The following is a 15928-nucleotide window of genomic DNA, read 5'->3' on the forward strand; positions in this document are numbered from 1 at the left end:
GATGAGTTTCCCGCTTCTGACGGTGACGGCCGCGGTCCCCGCGGCCGGCGCCATCCTGACGGCGGCCGTCCCGGCCGCCCGCAGGACCGCCGCCAAATGGCTCGCGCTGCTCTTCTCGCTGGCGACGCTGGCCCTGGCCGTGCTCGTCGCGGTCCGCTTCGATCCCGCCGGCGCCCGCTACCAGCTCACCGAATCGCACCCCTGGATCCCCGACTTCGGCGTCCGCTACGAACTGGGCGTCGACGGGATCGGGGTGGCGCTGATCGCGCTCACCGCCCTGCTGATCCCCTTCGTCATCGGGGCCGGCTGGCACGACGCCGACCCCCTGGAGACCGCATCCTCGCGCTGGCGGCCGACGCAGGGCTTCTTCGCCCTGATCCTGCTGGTCGAGGCGATGGTGGTCATCTCCTTCGAGGCCACCGACGTCTTCCTCTTCTACATCTTCTTCGAAGCCATGCTCATCCCGATGTACTTCCTCATCGGTGGCTTCGGGGACCGCGCCCATGCCGGGTCCGACGAGAACGCGGCCGCGCAGCGCTCGTACGCGGCGGTCAAGTTCCTCCTCTACAACCTGGCCGGCGGCCTCATCATGCTGGCCGCCGTCATCGGCCTGTACGTGGTCGCCGGGAACTTCTCGCTCCAGGAGATCACCGCCGCCCGCGCCGCGGGCACGCTCGACATGGCGACCAACACCGAGCGGCTGCTGTTCCTCGGCTTCTTCTTCGCCTTCGCGGTGAAGGCCCCGCTGTGGCCGCTGCACACCTGGCTGCCGAACGCGATGGGCGAGGCCACCGCCCCGGTCGCCGTACTGATCACCGCGGTCGTCGACAAGGTCGGCACCTTCGCGATGCTCCGCTTCTGCCTCGGGCTCTTCCCGGACGCCAGCAAGTGGGCCACGCCGGTGATCCTCGTCCTGGCCCTGATCAGCATCGTCTACGGCGCGCTGGTCGCGGTCGGGCAGCGCGACATCAAGCGGCTGGTCGCATACGCCTCGATCTCCCACTTCGGGTTCATCATCATGGGCATCTTCGCGATGACCTCCCAGGGGCAGTCGGGCGCCACGCTGTACATGGTCAACCACGGGCTCTCGACGGCGGCGCTGATGCTGGTGGCCGGCTTCCTGATCACGCGGCGCGGGTCCCGGCTCATCGCCGACTACGGCGGTGTGCAGAAGGTGGCCCCGGTGCTGGCCGGCACCTTCCTGATCGGCGGCCTCGCCACGCTGTCGCTGCCGGGCCTGGCGCCCTTCGTCAGCGAATTCCTGGTCCTGGTCGGCACGTTCGCCCGGTACCCGGTCATCGGCGTCATCGCCACCATCGGCATCGTGCTCGCCGCGCTCTACACCCTGGTGCTCTACCAGCGCACGATGACCGGCCCCGTGAAGGAGGAGGTCCGCACGATGAAGGACCTGCACCTGCGGGAGGTGCTGGTGGTCGCCCCGCTGATCGCGCTGCTGATCGCGCTGGGCGTGTACCCGAAGCCGCTCACCGAGATCGTCAACCCGGCGGTGAGGCACACCATGTCCGACGTACACGAAAAGGACCCGAAGCCACAGGTGGCTGTCGAGGCCAAGAACGGGGAGGCGGCGAAGTGAGCACCATGGCTGCTGCCCAAGGGCTGCTGACGCTGGCGGCCGCGGAACCGGTCGACCGGATCCCGGCCCCGCACATCGAGTACGCACAGCTCGCGCCCACACTGATCGTGGTGGGCGCGGCGGTCATCGGAGTCCTCGTCGAGGCCTTCGTACCGCGCAAGTCCCGCTACTACGTCCAGGTGTTCCTCGCCGTCGCCGCGCTGGCCTCGGCCTTCGCGGCGGTCGTCGGCCTCGCCGCCGGCGGGTACGCGGGCGACAAGGCGCACATCGCGGCGATGGGCGCCGTGGCCGTGGACGGCCCGGCGCTGTTCCTCCAGGGCATCATCCTGCTGTCCTCGATCGTCGCGGTCTTCACCTTCGCCGAGCGGCGCCTGGACCCGGCCGCGCACGGCAACCGGGTGGACTCCTTCGCCGCGCAGGCGGCGTCCGTACCGGGCAGCGAGAGCGAGAAGGCCGCCGTCAAGGCGGGCTTCACCACCACCGAGGTCTTCCCGCTGGTGCTGTTCGCGATCTCCGGCATGCTGATCTTCCCGGCGGCCAACGACCTGCTGACGCTGTTCGTGGCGCTGGAGGTCTTCTCCCTCCCGCTGTACCTGCTCTGCGCCGTCGCCCGCCGCCAGCGGCTGATGTCGCAGGAGGCGGCGGTCAAGTACTTCCTGCTCGGTTCGTTCTCCTCGGCCTTCTTCCTCTTCGGTATCGCGCTGGTCTACGGGTACGCGGGCTCGGTCTCGTACGCGGCGATCGCCGACGTGGTCGACGGCACGGTCACGAAGATCGACCCGGCGCTCGCCGACACCATGGGCAACGACGCGCTGCTGCTGATCGGCGGGGCGATGATCCTGATGGGCCTGCTCTTCAAGGTCGGCGCGGTCCCGTTCCACATGTGGACCCCGGACGTCTACCAGGGCGCCCCGACCCCGGTCACGGGCTTCATGGCGGCGGCGACGAAGGTGGCCGCGTTCGGGGCTCTCCTGCGCCTGCTGTACGTCGTCCTCCCGGGCCTGCGGTGGGACTGGCGGCCGGTGATGTGGGGCGTGGCCATCGTGACGATGCTGGCCGGTGCGGTGATCGCGGTGACCCAGACCGACGTCAAGCGCCTGCTCGCGTACTCCTCGATCGCGCACGCGGGCTTCATCCTGGCCGGTGTGATCGCGACGTCGGCGCAGGGCGTCCAGTCCGTCCTGTTCTACCTGGGCGCGTACTCCTTCGTGACGATCGGCGCCTTCGCGGTGGTCACACTGGTGCGCGACGCGGGCGGTGAGGCGACGCACCTGTCCAAGTGGGCGGGTCTGGGCCGCCGTTCCCCGCTGACGGCGGCGGTCTTCGCGGTCTTCCTGCTGGCCTTCGCCGGCATCCCGCTGACGTCGGGCTTCTCCGGCAAGTTCGCCGTGTTCAAGGCGGCGGCGGAGGGCGGCGCGGGGGTGCTGGTCGTGGTCGGTGTCATCTCGTCCGCGATCGCCGCGTTCTTCTACATCCGGGTGATCGTCCTGATGTTCTTCAGCGAGCCGAAGCCGGACGGCCCGACGGTGGCCGTCCCGTCGCCGCTGACGATGACGACGATCGCGGCGGGCGTGGCGGTGACCCTGGTCCTGGGTCTGGCGCCGCAGTACTTCCTGGACCTGGCGGGGCAGGCGAGCACGTTCGTACGGTAGTTCCCCACCACGTACGTGTCAGGGCCCGGCTCCCCCCGAGGGAGCCGGGCCCTGACGTGTGCCGGCTACTCCGGCCCCCGCCGCTTCGGCCAGATCTCGGTGAGGTCCAGGTCGATGGGGAAGGGGACGGAGACCTTCAGCCGGTCATGGAAGATCCCGGTACTCGTATAGGAGCCGGTGGCCGGTTCGCGCTCGAAGACGTAGACCACTGCCCGGCCATCCTGGTTCTCGACCCGCCAGAAGTGGGGGATCTTGGCGCGGGCGTACTTCACGGGTTTGGTCTCGCGGACGCGGCTGACCGATTCCGGGGACACCACTTCGACGGCGAGCCGGACGGACTCGGCCGGAAGCCGGGTCTGGTTGGGATCCTCGTCGTCTTCCGCGGGTACCACGATGACATCCGGCTCCGGACGGTTCCGACGGTCGATGTCGATGGTGAACTCCCGCAGCACATCGAGCTCGTCCGGCGCCAAGGCGCTCAGCCGCCGTTCGAAAAAACTCACCGCACGCACGTGGAAACGAGTCTGCGGACTCACGAAAACCAGGCTCCCGTCGATCAGCTCCGTGTGAGGAGGCAGATTCGGAAGCGTGTCCAGGTCGTCCGCGGTCCAGCCGCCCTCGGGTGGCTCCGGCCAGCTGTAATCCGGGTTCATCAGTGCTCCCATGGACTGGAGTCTCGCGAGTCCGTCCAGCGTATCGCCGGGGATCGGTCGGGGATCGTCCCCGCGTGTGAACGATCCCGTGGTGTTGACGGAGCCAAAGGCGGGCGGCATATGCGCGGACGTCCGCGTCCGAGTCCGAGGTGGCCGTGGCCAGGGCCGTGCGGGCCTGCGGGGTGGTGCGGTGGGCGCGCAGGGAGAGGACGGCGGCCTTGCGGACGTCCGCGTTCCGGGGCGCGCACCGGGCCGACGGCGCGGACCTCGTTGGTCACGCGGCCGTGCTCGTGCAGGGTCTCGGCCAGGCCCTGGAGGCGGTCGAGGCCGTGGGGGTACTTCTCGCAGACGACGACGGTCCCGCCCCCGGGCCGGCGTTCGACGAGCTGCTCGCCGCGCAGCAGGTCGAGGGCCTGGCGGACGGTGTTGCGGCCGGCTCCGTAGTCGGCGGCGAGGGCGTCCTCCAAGGGGAGGACCCCGCCGGGGCAGCCGCCGGCCAGGATCTGGTGGCGCTAGGTCGGCAAGCTGCCGCGCCTGGTCCGCGCGCAGTCGCCGCCGGCGCGCGGCGGCGAGGGGGCGGTGTGCTCACGGGTGCGTTCGGCTGGCATGGCAGGGAACATGCCGACGGGCCCCAGCCGGTGGTGTCGCCACAGTGTTGCGCCACCGGGCGGCCCGAACGCAGGGCTGTGACCTGCTGGTTCACCGGGGCGGCGGAAAGATCCGCCACCCCGGCGATGCCGTTCGTCCCGACGGGCGGACTAGCGGGATCCCGCAATGCGGCCGGTGACCTCGCCGAGGCCGACGCGGATGCCCTCGGGGCCCGGAGCCCAGGCGGTGAGGGTGACGGTGTCGCCGTCCTCGAGGAAGGTGCGCTTGCCGTCGGCGAGCTCGATGGCGTCGCGGCCGTTCCACGTCAGCTCCAGGAGCGAGCCGCGCTGCCCGACCTCGGGGCCGCTGACCGTGCCCGAGCCGTAGACGTCCCCGGTGCGCAGGGAAGCGCCGTTGACCGTCATGTGCGCGAGCTGCTGGGCGGCGGTCCAGTACATCGTCGCGAACGGCGGCTGCGCGACTTCCTGCCCGTTGATGGAGACGGTGATGTGCAGGTCGAAGCCGCCGGGCCGGTCGGCGTCGGCGTCGTCGAGGTAGGGCAGCAGCGGGTAGTCGCGGGCCGGCGGGGTGACCCGGGCCGCCTCCAGGGCCTCCAGCGGGGTCACCCAGGCGGAGACGGAGGTGGCGAAGGACTTGCCGAGGAAGGGGCCCAGCGGCACGTACTCCCAGGCCTGGATGTCGCGCGCCGACCAGTCGTTGAGCAGGAACAGCCCGAAGACGTGGTCCTCGAAGGCGCCCAGCGGCACCGGGCGGCCCAGCTCGGACGGGGTGCCGACGACGAAGCCGACCTCGGCCTCGATGTCGAGCTTGACGGACGGGCCGAAGACGGGCGCCGGGTCGGTGGGGGCCTTGCGCTGCCCGGAGGGGCGGACGACGTCGGTGCCGGAGACGACGATCGTGCCGGAGCGGCCGTGGTAACCGATCGGCAGCTGCTTCCAGTTGGGGGTGAGGGCGTCCCCGTCCGGACGGAACATCCTGCCGACGTTGGTGGCGTGGTGCTCGCTCGCGTAGAAGTCGACGTAGTCGGCGACCTCGTACGGCAGGTGCAGGGTGACGGCGTCCAGCGGGACGAGGTGCGGCTCGACCGTCTCGCGGTGGCCGGGGTCGGTCACCCAGGCGGTCAGCGCGCGGCGCACGTCGCGCCATGCGGTGCGCCCTGCGGCCAGCAGCGGGTTGAGCGAGGACTGTCCGAGCAGTGCGGCGTACGGGGAACCGAGCGCGACCGCGACCGCCCCCGCGTCGAGCACGTGTCCGCCGATGCGCACGCCGATGCGACGGCGGTTTTCCCCGGAGGTGGAGAACACGCCGTACGGGAGGTTGTGCGGCCCGAACGGGTCGCCCTCGGGGACATCGAGGGGGCTCTGCTGGGGCATGGGGTACTGCCTCGCTTTCGACGCGGTCCGGGGGTATCCCGGCGGGCTGGTTGATACGTTACGTGGCGGGTGGGGCGTGTGGGAGGCCGGATTCGGGCTCTATTTGTAGGACTTGTCCACTGGGGTCCGTATCCTTGCGCAGTGACTTCCGCCCCGCTTTCGGACCTCCCCTTCGCCTTGATCGCCACTGACCTGGACGGGACCCTGCTGCGCGCCGGAGACACCGTCTCCGCGCGCTCGTATGCGGCGCTCGCGACGGCGCGCGCCGCCGGCGCCCAGCACATCATCGTCACCGGACGCCCCGTCCCGCAGGTCCAACATGTCCTGGATGACCTCGGCTACACGGGGCTCGCGGTGTGCGGGCAGGGCGCGCAGGTGTATGACACGGCGTGCGCACGCCTGTTGCACTCCATTCCGCTGGACCGGGACCTGGCGGAGGTGGCGCTCGGGAAGATCGAGGCGGAGATCGGCGAGCTGTACGCGGCGGTCAACCAGGAAGGGGTGGACGCCGAGATGCTGATAGGGCCGGGCTATCGGATGTGGCACCCGCATCTGCCGACGGTCCGGGTGCGCGGGCGCGGCGATCTGTGGGCCGCGCCGATCAACAAGGTGCTGCTCCAGCACCCGGAGCTGGACGACGACGAGCTGACGCGGGTCGCCCGTTCGGTGGTCGGGGACCTGGTGAACGTGACGATGGCGGGGGAGCACACGGTGGAGCTCCAGCCGCCGGGCGTCAGCAAGGCGAGCGGGCTGGCCCTGGCCGCGGAGGTCCTGGGCGTCGGCCCGTCCTCGACGATCGCCTTCGGCGACATGCCGAACGACATCCCGATGTTCGCGTGGGCGGCGCACGGCGTGGCGATGGCCAACGCCCACCGCGAGCTGGTGGCCGTGGCCGACGAGCTGACCCTCTCGAACGAGGAGGACGGCATCGCGGTGGTCCTGGAACGCCTCTTTCCCTGACGGGCCGGCCTCTGACGGGTCACCGCCTGACGGTTCACCCTGTGACGGGTCAGCCCGCCGCGCGGGGGAGGCGGCGCTCCCACGTGCGGTGGAAGACCACCTCGTCACCCTCCCGGCACACCAGCTCGTTCGAGGTCACGAAGCCGCCCTCGTCGCACGAGATTTCCGACCGGGTCTCCACCCGTACGTCCCAGGCCAGCTCGGGCCGGTGCAGCCGGATCCGCCAGTCCGAGCGGGTCCGGGCCGACAGTGGGTCCGCCGAGGCGATCTCGTACACCTCCAGCGCGTCCTCGCCGGACTCCAGGCCGTCCGGATACACCCGCGTGCCCCCGTACCGCGGGTCCACCTCCAGCCGCCAGGTCCCGCGCGCGACGTCCCGTACGACCAGCCGTTCCGGCCGCGGCTCGTCCAGCGTGGCCGGGACGGCGACACCGAGCGGCTCCGACTGCTCCGGCGGTCCGAAGGCGATCTCCGGGCCGGAGCCGTCGGATCCGGGGGACCGGACCGGGAGGACCAGGGCGCTGCCCGCCGGGTCCAGGGTCCAGCCCGCCTCCGAGCCGGCCCGCGGCCAGATCCACGGCCAGTACGCCGAGGACAGCGCGAGCCGGATCCGGTGGCCGGCCGCGAAGCGGTGGCCGGTGCCGTTCAGCTCGAAGACCACGTCCTCGTACGCGCCCACCGGCCAGGGGACCGCCTTGTCCCGGCCCAGGCGGGCGGAGAGGTTCAGGGCGCCCCGGGTGATCAGCGTGGAGGAGCCGTCGGGCGCCACATCGCACAGCCGGGCCACCACCTGGCCGTACGGGACGTCCATCCGCAGCCGGGCCGTCACCTGGGCGCGGCCCAGGATCTCCACCGGCTCGCGCCCCACCGGGAACTCGAAGCAGGCCGACTTGGCATCCTCCTCCCGCTGGTCCGGCGGCAGGTCCGCCTCGTTGCCGAAGGGGAAGAACCGCCCCGCGTCCAGCCCCGTGTGCTGCGGGGACGCCACGGCCACCGGCGCGCCCTGGAGCGCGTACGTGACGGGGGTGACGGCGGGGGAGGGCCACTGCGCGTCCCCGACCCAGCGGCCCGGGAGCACCTCGTACGTGGTCGCCGGCGGATGGGACTCGGAGATCCAGGAGCGCAGCAAGGGCTCGTCCATCACCCCGTTGGCCCCTTCGCCCGGTGCGCTGTCGGAATCACCCTTGAGCCAGTGGTCCCACCACCGCAGCGTCTCCTGGAGGAACCCGATCGCCGGACCGGGCAGCCCCCGGTCCGGGTACTGGTGCGACCACGGGCCGATCAGCCCCCGCACCCGGTCGGCGGGCAGGTGGGACACCAGCCGCAGCACCGCGTCCCGGTACGGGTCGTGCCAGCCGCCCACCGCGAGGACGGCCGCGCCGATCGCCGGGTAGTCCTCGCAGACGCTGCCGTGGCGCCAGTAGTCGTCCCGCGTCTGGTGCGCCAGCCAGGTGTGGACCAGGGGTTCGACGGATTCCAGCCGCGCCAGCCACTGCTCCCGCCAGCCGTCGCCGGCGTACAGCGGGTCCGGCGGCCGGGCCGCGAAGGCCAGCATGGTCGCCGCCCACGCGTGCATGTCCACGGCCAGCACCGAGCCGCCCATGTAGTGGACGTCGTTGTCGTACCGGTCGTCCGTCGAGCAGACCGTGACGACCGCCTTCAGTGCCTCGGGCGCCAGCGCCGCGATCTGGAGGGAGTTGAAGCCGCCCCAGGAGATCCCGAACATCCCCACTGATCCCGTGCACCACGGCTGCGCCGCCAGCCACTCCACCACCGCGACCCCGTCGGCCAGTTCCCGCGCGTCGTACTCGTCGCCCGGGTTCCCGCCGCTGCAGCCGTGGCCCCGTACGTCCACCCGCACCGAGGCGTAGCCGTGCCCGGCGTACCAGGGGTGGCGCTGCCGGTCCCGTGGGGCGGTCCAGTCCGTCAGCCGGTACGGCAGGTACTCCAGCAGCGCCGGGACCGGCTCGTCCGTCAGCGGGCGCCAGATCCGGGCGTACAGCTCCACGCCGTCGGCCATCGGGATCCGGACGTCCTCGTGCGTGGCCTCGTACGGGAACTCGGTACGGATGATCATGCGCTAACCACCTCGTTCGCCTCAGTGGACGGGGTGCATCGTGCGCCGCGGCCACGGCGCCGGGGCCACGGCGCCGGGGCGATCACGGCCGGGCGTCGCCCCGTCGGCAGGCCGGTGCCCGCCAGAAGAGTGGCGAGCACGCCTGCGGAGAGGAGCCCCGAGACGGTCCGGCGCACGGCGCGGCGCAGGTCCGCCTCGGGCCGACCGGTTCCGCCCGTTCCTCTATTTCGGTTGAAGTTCTGGACAAAACGCATTCTCCGGTTGTTTCGGCTCCTCATGAACATACCGGTGCGCATCGGGCGGTGCTCGGGTGGCGACATGGCGGGCGCTCTCGGTGATCGAAAACAGACCGGATACGCTGGCTTGAGTGATGGCAGCGACACATCGACAATCCAGGTGATCGTCAGCGTGATCGTCAGCAGACAGGAGTACCCCTCGTGACCGTCGTCGGGCCGTTCGGACTGAGCGTGCGGGACCAGGCTCTTGAGACCGATGTCCAGGCGGGGCTTGCCGCCGTCGAGGCGGGTCTGCTGGAGGCCACCAAGAGCGAAGTCCCCTTCATCACCGAGGCCGCACAACACCTGCTGCGCGCCGGGGGCAAGCGGTTCCGGCCGCTGCTGGTGATGCTGGCCTCCCGATTCGGCGATCCCTACGCGCCCGGAATCGTGCCCGCCGCCGTCGTCGTCGAGCTCACCCATCTGGCGACGCTCTACCACGACGACATCATGGACGAGGCGGACGAGCGCCGCGGCGTGGCCAGCGCCAACGCCCGCTGGGGCAACTCGGTGGCCGTCCTGACGGGTGACTTCCTGTTCGCCCGCGCCTCGCACATCCTGGCCGACCTCGGGCCGGAGGCCGTACGCATCCAGGCCGAGGCCTTCGAGCGGCTGGTGACGGGCCAGATCCTGGAGACGGCCGGCCCGCGCGACGGCCGCGACCCGGTCGCGCACTACCTCGACGTCATGGCCGGCAAGACCGGTTCGCTGATCGCGGTCTCCGGCCGGTTCGGCGCGCTGATGTCCGGCGCCGACGAGTCGGTCGTCGACATCCTGACCCAGTACGGCGAGCGCCTCGGTATCGCCTTCCAGCTCGCCGACGACGTCCTGGACATCGCCTCCGACTCGCACGAGTCCGGCAAGACCCCGGGGACGGACCTGCGCGAGGGGATCCCGACGCTGCCCGTGCTGCGGCTGCGCGAGATGGCGGCCCAGGGCGGCGACCCGGGCGACCTGGAACTCGTAGGCCTCCTGGACGGCGATCTCGCCGACGACGCCCTGCACGCGGAGGTGCTCGCCCGGCTGCGGGTGCACCCCGCCCTGGAGCAGGCCCGCCGCGACACCATCCGGTACGCGCAGGACGCGCGGGCCACGCTCGCGCCGCTGCCGGAGTGCTTCGCGAAGTCGGCGCTCGAGGAGCTGTGCGACGCGGTGGTGCACCGCGCCGGCTAGGACGTGACCCGGTACGACCGGGTACGGCCATCGGCAGAGGCGAGGGCCCTGCATCCCCTACGGGTACGGGATGCAGGGCCCTCGCCGTGTCATCCCTGGGGTGTACGCGGAGTTGAGCCCGGGGAGTGACGCCCCGACCCCCTCTGTCTTGGTCAGATGGAGACACAGCAGAACGGGTGACGAAGAGGTAGGGCAGACATGGCAACGAACGCAAAGACCCGCAAGGCCGCCCGGTACGCCGTACCGGTAGCGGTGGCGGGTGTGGCCGCCGCGACCGTGGCGATGGTCCCGGCCTTCGCGAACTCCGGCGGCCCGGACCTGCCGAAGATGACGGCACAGCAGCTCATCGAGAAGGTGGCCGCCTCGGACGTGCAGCAGCTGTCCGGCAGCGCGAAGGTCAGCACCGACCTGGGTCTGCCGACCCTGGCGAGCGGCCTGCTCGGCGGCGGCGGGGGCGTCGCGGGCGGCTCGGCCAACCCCGAGGACAAGCTCGCGCAGTTGGCGAACGGCACGCACACCGTGCGCGTCGCGGCCGACGGCCCGGACCGCCAGAAGCTCACGTTCGTGGACGGCAAGGACGAGTACAGCCTCATCCGCAACGGCGCCGACGTCTGGGGGTACGACACCAAGGCCAACGAGGTCTGGCACGAGAAGGACACCGAAGGCGCGGCGCAGGGCAAGGACCACAAGAAGACGGCCGACCGGCTGGGCGGCGCTTCGCCCCAGCAGCTGGCCCAGGACATCCTGAAGGCCGCCGGCCCGACCACGGACGTCAGCGTGGGCGACACCGCGCAGGTGGCCGGCCGGGACGCGTACCAGCTGGTGCTGAAGCCCAAGCACGGCGGATCCACGGTCAACTCGGTCAAGATCGCGGTGGATGCCAAGAACGGCGTGCCGCTGCGGGTGCAGCTCCTGGCCACCGAGGGCGGCAAGCCGATCGTCGACGCCGGGTTCACCAAGGTGGACTTCGCCAAGCCGTCGGCCGACACCTTCGCCTTCACGGCGCCCAAGGGCGCCAAGGTGACCGAGGGCGCGGCCGAGGCGGGCAAGGGCGGCGCCGGCCACGGCAAGGAGTTCAAGGGCCTGGAGTCCTTCCCCGGCCTCGACGCCCTGACCGGCGGCGCGGGCGGCAAGGGCGGCAAGGGCGACATGAAGGTGCTCGGCGAGGGCTGGTCGACGATCGCCCGGATCGACACGGGCGCCGGCAAGGGCCTGAAGGACATCGAGAACGACAAGAACGCGCCCAAGGAGGCCAAGCAGTTCCTCGACTCCCTCGGGGGCAAGGTCACCGGCACGTTCGGCGAGGGCCGGGTCTTCAAGACCCGCCTGGTCAACGCCCTGATCACCGACGACGGCAAGGTCTACGTCGGCGCGGTCACCAAGGACGCGCTGGTGCAGGCGGCCGACGCCAACAAGTAGCGGCAGCAGGGCGGGTACGACTGTCCGAGGGTGGGCGGGGACTGTGTCCCTGCCCACCCTTCTGCCGTTCCGGCCCTGTGTACAGCGGGCCCGCTGTACCGTGAAAAGCATGTCGAGACACGTCACCATCCGCCTGAACGAAGAGTTCCACGAGCGTCTCAAGGCGCGCGCGGCGGCGCTGGGGACGACGGTCACCGCGCTGATCACCGAGGTGACGGAACGTGAGCTCGACGAGGACCGGAAGAACTTCCTTTCCGGCATCGAGGAGTTCGCCGATCACTGGAGCTACTTCCAGGAGCGGTTCGGCAATTGAAGATCACCATGGAGTGGGCCTGGACCGCTCTGGCCCACCATCTCCCGTCAGATCCCGCCGTGTGGGATCCCTCCGGGGTGGCCGCCGCGGTCGCCCGGCACCAGAACGACCTCGTCCTGGTGCCCGAACAGCCCGCCCCGGACACCGCGTGGCGGGCCGCCGCGTTCCTGCACACCCTCGCGGTCTGCCCGGCGCTGGAGTCGCCGATGAACGAGTTCTACGCGGCGGCCGCCACCCGCTCGTACCTGCGCGTGGCGGGAGCCAAGCAGCTGCCCTCGCCGGAGGACCTCGGCGACCTGGTGGAGGCGGCGAAGCTGGGCCGCGCGGACATCGGCGCGGTGGCCGAGGAACTCCGCGCGCTGATACAGGAGCCGCTGACGGTCCCGCCGCAGGCCCGCACAGAGGACGCGTCCTGAGGGGGCGCGCCCTCGGAGCGAGTCCCAGAAGGTGATCTTCCAGCTGTTGATGTAGCCGACGTCCTGCGCCGCCACGTCCTTGACCTGGAGTTTCCAGACGCCGTTGGCCACCTCGCCGGAGGCGTTGACCGTGTACGAGGCCACCACGTCGTCCGCCGCATCCGAACCGCAGGTGTTTGGTGGGCTGGATCTGTGCGCGCGAGACGGCCAGTGCGGTCTCCAGGATGGCGGCCGAGCCGGATCCGTTGTCGTTGATGCCGGGACCGGCGGTCACCGAGTCCAGGTGCGAGCCGGCCATCAGCGCCGCGTTCGGGTCGCCGCCCGGCCAGTCGGCGATCAGGTTGTAGCCGGTCGCGCCGCTGCTGGTGAAGGTCTGCAGGGTGGTGGTGAAGCCGGCCGCGTCCAGCTTGGTGGGCGATCGTGCGTCAGTGCGAGCCTGATGTTCAGCGGCTGTGTGACTGTCCGTCAAGTCCGGGATCCGGTCAGGGCGGTTCGGGAAACGGACGATCCCCGCCATGAGGCTCCATGGCGGGGATCGTCGGGGTATCGGGGTATCGGGGTCCCGGGGTGCGGCGCGGTGCTACGCGGGCTCGGGCTCCGGGGCCGCCACCGGCCCGGCTGCGCGGGCCGCTTCGAGCCGGGCCCGGTTCTTGCCCGCCGTACGCAGCGCATCCCAGGTCAGCAGCGCGAGCGCGGCCCAGACCAGGGAGAAGCCGGCCCAGCGCTCGGGCGGCATCGCCTCGTGGAAGTACACGACGCCGAGCCCGAACTGGAACACCGGGGCCAGGTACTGGAGCAGCCCGAGCGTGGACAGCGGGACCCGGATCGCGGCCGCCCCGAAGAAGACCAGCGGGATCGCGGTGACCAGTCCGGTCGAGGCGAGCAGCGCCGAGTGCCCGAGGCCCTCTGTGGCGAAGCTCGACCGGCCCTGTGCGCCCAGCCACAGCAGGTAGCCGAGGGCGGGCGGGAACAGCAGCGCCGTCTCGGCGGCGAGCGACTCGACCCCGCCCATGTTGAGCTTCTTCTTGATCAGCCCGTAGGCCGCGAAGGAGAAGGCCAGCACCAGCGAGATCCACGGCGGCCGCCCGTACCCGATGGCGAGCACCAGCACCGCGGCGACGCCGATGCCGACGGCCGCCCACTGTGCCCGGCGCAGCCGCTCACCGAGGACCAGCACGCCGATCGCGATGGTGACCAGCGGGTTGATGAAGTAGCCCAGGCTGGCCTCGACGACCGCGCCGTTGTTGACGGCCCAGATGTACAGGCCCCAGTTCACGGAGATCACCGAGGCGGCCAGTGCGGTCAGGCCGAGCTTGCGCGGCTGCCGGAGCAGCTCCCGTATCCAGCCCCAGCGGCGCATGGCCAGCAGCAGGACCGCGACGACGCCCAGCGACCACACCATGCGGTGGGCGAGGATCTCGATGGCCCCGGAGGGCTTGAGCAGCGGCCAGAAGAGGGGGACGAGCCCCCATAGTCCGTATGCGCCGAATCCATAGAGCAAACCCGTGCGCTGCTCGTTCTCCGCCTTCACGGGGCCTCCAGTCACATTCCAGCCAACTTCACGAAGGTAGCGCCGGACGCGCCGGATGTCATGCCCGTAGGCCAGAGATACTCATGACACCTTCGAAGCCTTGCGTGACCGGGGCCGGTCCGGCTCAGGCCGGTCCGGCTCAGGCCAGGGCCGAGGCGATCGCGTGGGCCACCGGGGTCGTCGGGCGGCCGATGAGGCGGGACAGGTCCCCGCCGGTGTGGGCCAGCCGGCCGCGGGAGATCGCCGCGTCCACGTCGACGAGAAGGGCCGCGAAGCCCTCGGGGACCCCGGCGCCGGTCAGGATCGACCGGTGCGCGTCGGCCGGGACCTCGGAGTACGCGACCTCCTTGCCGGACTGCGCCGCGATCTCGGCCGCGTACTCCGCCAGGCTCCAGGCGGTGTCGCCGGAGAGCTCGTACACCTGGTTCAGGTGGCCCTCGCCGGTCAGCACGGCGGCGGCCGCAGCCGCGTAGTCCGCCCGGGCGGCGGAGGCGATCCGGCCCTCGCCCGCGCTGCCCACGACCGCGCCGTGCTCCAGGACGGTGCCCAGGTGGCCGGTGTAGTTCTCGTGGTACCAGCCGTTGCGCAGGAAGGTGTAGGGGAGGCCGGAGTCGAGGATGGCCTGCTCGGTGACCTTGTGCTCGGCGGCCAGGTCGAAGTCGGCCTCGGGGCCGCCGAGGATCCCGGTGTACGCGAGCTGGGCGACGCCGGCGGCCCGCGCGGCCTCGATCACGGCGGTGTGCTGCGGCACGCGACGGCCGACCTCGTTGCCGGAGATCAGCAGGACGCGGTCGCCGGAGCGGAAGGCGGCGGCCAGGGTCTCGGGGGCGTCGTAGTCCGCGACGCGCACCTCGACGCCGCGCTCGGCCAGGTCGGCGGCCTTCTCCTTGCTGCGGACGACGACGGCGACGCGCTCGGCGGGGATCCGGTTCAGCAGCTCCTCGACGACGAGGCGGCCGAGGGCTCCGGTGGCTCCGGTGACGACGATGCTCATGGGGTGCGCTCCTTGCGTTGGGGTGTGCCACCACTCTAAAAGAGAGCGCTAACTGGCCGTAAGTACCCACTTCAAAGTAAGGTACTGGTATGAAGGTAAGTAAGGACGGGGTGCCGGCCGTGACGGTCAAGGCCCCGATGTGCCCCTCCCGCGGAGTGCTCGAGCACGTCACCAGCCGCTGGGGCGTGCTGGTCCTGGCCGCCCTCGTCGAGCGCTCGTACCGGTTCAGCGAACTGCGCCGGGAGGTGGGCGGCGTCAGCGAGAAGATGCTGGCCCAGACCCTGCAGACGCTGGAGCGCGACGGATTCCTGCTGCGCGACGCCAAGCCCGTGATCCCGCCGCGGGTGGACTACTCGCTCACCGAGCTGGGGCGCGAGGCCGCCGAGCAGGTGTGGGCCCTCGCCCGCTGGACCGAGCGGCGCACCATGGACGTCCAGGCGGCGCGCGCCGCGTACGACGAAGCCCGGAGCTCCTGAGGAACTCCGGGCCGTCGCTCGTACGGGTGGTGCTAGCCGACGACCGTCCAGGTGTCGTTGCCGGCGAGCAGGGTGCTGAGGTCGCCCTTGCCCTTGTTGTCGACGGCGGTGTCGAGCTGGTCGGCCATCAGGGTGTCGTAGACGGGCCGCTCCACGCTGCGGAACACCCCGATGGGTGTCTGGTGCAGGGTGTCGGGGTCGGCGAGGCGGGACAGTGCGAACGCCGTGGTCGGGCCGGTGCTGTGCGCGTCGTGGACCAGGATGCGGGATTCGTTCTCCGGGGTCACCGCGACGACCTCCAGTTCTCCGGTGGTCTGATTGCGCACGACGCCCTTGTGTCCGTCGGCGCCGAAGCGGATCGGCTGCCCGTGCTCCAGCCGGATCACGGCTTCCTGTGCCTGTGTGCTGTCCTT

13 protein-coding genes and 4 pseudogenes are annotated in these 15928 nt (G+C 71.2%); 8 read left to right on the forward strand and 9 right to left on the reverse strand.

Annotated elements, in window-relative coordinates; genetic code table 11:
- Window position 1: 1 nt before the first annotated feature.
- Together AB0I68_RS36090 and nuoN are read left to right on the forward strand one after the other, a co-directional pair.
- The gene (locus AB0I68_RS36090; protein WP_363181636.1) at window positions 2-1594 is read left to right on the forward strand and encodes an NADH-quinone oxidoreductase subunit M; all 1593 of its coding nucleotides are present in this window, start codon (window positions 2-4) and stop codon (window positions 1592-1594) included.
- Between the two features lie 5 nt (window positions 1595-1599).
- A complete protein-coding gene (gene nuoN / locus AB0I68_RS36095) occupies window positions 1600-3246 on the forward strand; it encodes an NADH-quinone oxidoreductase subunit NuoN (RefSeq protein ID WP_363181648.1) in 1647 nt (548 codons plus the stop codon).
- 65 nt (window positions 3247-3311) lie between these two features.
- Here nuoN and AB0I68_RS36100 read toward each other — a convergent pair whose 3' ends face one another.
- The 3 genes and pseudogenes from AB0I68_RS36100 to fahA form a co-directional block, all read right to left on the reverse strand.
- Window positions 3312-3911 carry a Uma2 family endonuclease gene (locus AB0I68_RS36100; protein ID WP_363181637.1) on the reverse strand — a complete coding sequence of 200 codons (600 nt, stop codon included), beginning with the start codon at window positions 3909-3911 and terminating at the stop codon, window positions 3312-3314.
- Window positions 3912-4135: 224 nt separating this feature from the next.
- Window positions 4136-4519, reverse strand: a pseudogene (locus AB0I68_RS36105) (winged helix-turn-helix domain-containing protein); the annotation flags it as partial.
- A gap of 138 nt (window positions 4520-4657) precedes the next feature.
- Complete coding sequence (fahA, locus tag AB0I68_RS36110; RefSeq protein WP_363181638.1) at window positions 4658-5881, reverse strand: fumarylacetoacetase; 1224 nt, start codon at window positions 5879-5881, stop codon at window positions 4658-4660.
- A 141-nt stretch (window positions 5882-6022) separates the two neighbouring features.
- On the opposite strand from fahA, the gene AB0I68_RS36115 reads away from it, so the two are divergent.
- Complete coding sequence (locus tag AB0I68_RS36115; protein WP_363181640.1) at window positions 6023-6841, forward strand: HAD family hydrolase; 819 nt, start codon at window positions 6023-6025, stop codon at window positions 6839-6841.
- A 49-nt stretch (window positions 6842-6890) separates the two neighbouring features.
- Here AB0I68_RS36115 and AB0I68_RS36120 read toward each other — a convergent pair whose 3' ends face one another.
- Window positions 6891-8918 carry a CocE/NonD family hydrolase gene (locus tag AB0I68_RS36120; RefSeq protein WP_363181641.1) on the reverse strand — a complete coding sequence of 676 codons (2028 nt, stop codon included), beginning with the start codon at window positions 8916-8918 and terminating at the stop codon, window positions 6891-6893.
- Window positions 8919-9355: 437 nt separating this feature from the next.
- Here AB0I68_RS36120 and AB0I68_RS36125 point away from each other — a divergent pair, with 437 nt between their 5' ends.
- The 4 genes from AB0I68_RS36125 to AB0I68_RS36140 all read left to right on the forward strand — a co-directional run bounded on the left by AB0I68_RS36125 (window position 9356) and on the right by AB0I68_RS36140 (window position 12514).
- Window positions 9356-10366, forward strand: coding sequence for a polyprenyl synthetase family protein (locus AB0I68_RS36125; RefSeq protein ID WP_363181642.1), 1011 nt, complete (start codon window positions 9356-9358; stop codon window positions 10364-10366).
- Between the two features lie 198 nt (window positions 10367-10564).
- Window positions 10565-11785, forward strand: a complete 1221-nt coding sequence (locus AB0I68_RS36130; RefSeq protein ID WP_363181643.1) for a DUF2092 domain-containing protein — start codon at window positions 10565-10567, stop codon at window positions 11783-11785.
- Window positions 11786-11894: 109 nt separating this feature from the next.
- Window positions 11895-12098, forward strand: a complete 204-nt coding sequence (locus AB0I68_RS36135; protein ID WP_352217498.1) for a hypothetical protein — start codon at window positions 11895-11897, stop codon at window positions 12096-12098.
- Window positions 12095-12514, forward strand: a complete 420-nt coding sequence (locus tag AB0I68_RS36140; RefSeq protein ID WP_363181644.1) for a hypothetical protein — start codon at window positions 12095-12097, stop codon at window positions 12512-12514. The genes AB0I68_RS36135 and AB0I68_RS36140 overlap by 4 nt, the downstream gene beginning before the upstream one ends.
- A gap of 39 nt (window positions 12515-12553) precedes the next feature.
- Here AB0I68_RS36140 and AB0I68_RS36145 read toward each other — a convergent pair.
- The 4 genes and pseudogenes from AB0I68_RS36145 to AB0I68_RS36160 all read right to left on the reverse strand — a co-directional run.
- A pseudogene (locus tag AB0I68_RS36145) lies at window positions 12554-12661 on the reverse strand (proprotein convertase P-domain-containing protein); the annotation flags it as partial.
- A gap of 13 nt (window positions 12662-12674) precedes the next feature.
- Window positions 12675-12923, reverse strand: a pseudogene (locus tag AB0I68_RS36150) (M28 family peptidase); the annotation flags it as partial.
- Window positions 12924-13094: 171 nt separating this feature from the next.
- A complete protein-coding gene (gene rarD, locus AB0I68_RS36155) occupies window positions 13095-14045 on the reverse strand; it encodes an EamA family transporter RarD (RefSeq protein WP_363181645.1) in 951 nt (316 codons plus the stop codon).
- A gap of 139 nt (window positions 14046-14184) precedes the next feature.
- The gene (locus AB0I68_RS36160; RefSeq protein WP_363181646.1) at window positions 14185-15039 is read right to left on the reverse strand and encodes an SDR family oxidoreductase; all 855 of its coding nucleotides are present in this window, start codon (window positions 15037-15039) and stop codon (window positions 14185-14187) included.
- Between the two features lie 89 nt (window positions 15040-15128).
- Between AB0I68_RS36160 and AB0I68_RS36165 the strand changes: the two genes are divergently transcribed.
- A complete protein-coding gene (locus AB0I68_RS36165) occupies window positions 15129-15515 on the forward strand; it encodes a helix-turn-helix domain-containing protein (protein ID WP_363181647.1) in 387 nt (128 codons plus the stop codon).
- Between the two features lie 32 nt (window positions 15516-15547).
- Here the strand turns inward: AB0I68_RS36165 and AB0I68_RS36170 are convergent.
- Window positions 15548-15928, reverse strand: a pseudogene (locus AB0I68_RS36170) (2-oxoacid:ferredoxin oxidoreductase subunit beta); the annotation flags it as partial.

The organism is Streptomyces sp. NPDC050448, from assembly GCF_040655295.1.
In the GTDB taxonomy this organism is placed as follows: domain Bacteria; phylum Actinomycetota; class Actinomycetes; order Streptomycetales; family Streptomycetaceae; genus Streptomyces.

Bases quoted from the DNA above. Each gene is read 5' to 3' on its own strand.
- AB0I68_RS36090 (WP_363181636.1), top strand. From the start codon at position 2: ATGAGTTTCCCGCTTCTGACGGTGACGGCCGCGGTCCCCGCGGCCGGC.
- nuoN (WP_363181648.1), top strand. From the start codon at position 1,600: ATGGCTGCTGCCCAAGGGCTGCTGACGCTGGCGGCCGCGGAACCGGTC.
- AB0I68_RS36100 (WP_363181637.1), bottom strand. From the start codon at position 3,911: ATGGGAGCACTGATGAACCCGGATTACAGCTGGCCGGAGCCACCCGAG.
- fahA (WP_363181638.1), bottom strand. From the start codon at position 5,881: ATGCCCCAGCAGAGCCCCCTCGATGTCCCCGAGGGCGACCCGTTCGGG.
- AB0I68_RS36120 (WP_363181641.1), bottom strand. From the start codon at position 8,918: ATGATCATCCGTACCGAGTTCCCGTACGAGGCCACGCACGAGGACGTC.
- AB0I68_RS36130 (WP_363181643.1), top strand. From the start codon at position 10,565: ATGGCAACGAACGCAAAGACCCGCAAGGCCGCCCGGTACGCCGTACCG.
- AB0I68_RS36135 (WP_352217498.1), top strand. From the start codon at position 11,895: ATGTCGAGACACGTCACCATCCGCCTGAACGAAGAGTTCCACGAGCGT.
- AB0I68_RS36160 (WP_363181646.1), bottom strand. From the start codon at position 15,039: ATGAGCATCGTCGTCACCGGAGCCACCGGAGCCCTCGGCCGCCTCGTC.
- AB0I68_RS36165 (WP_363181647.1), top strand. From the start codon at position 15,129: ATGAAGGTAAGTAAGGACGGGGTGCCGGCCGTGACGGTCAAGGCCCCG.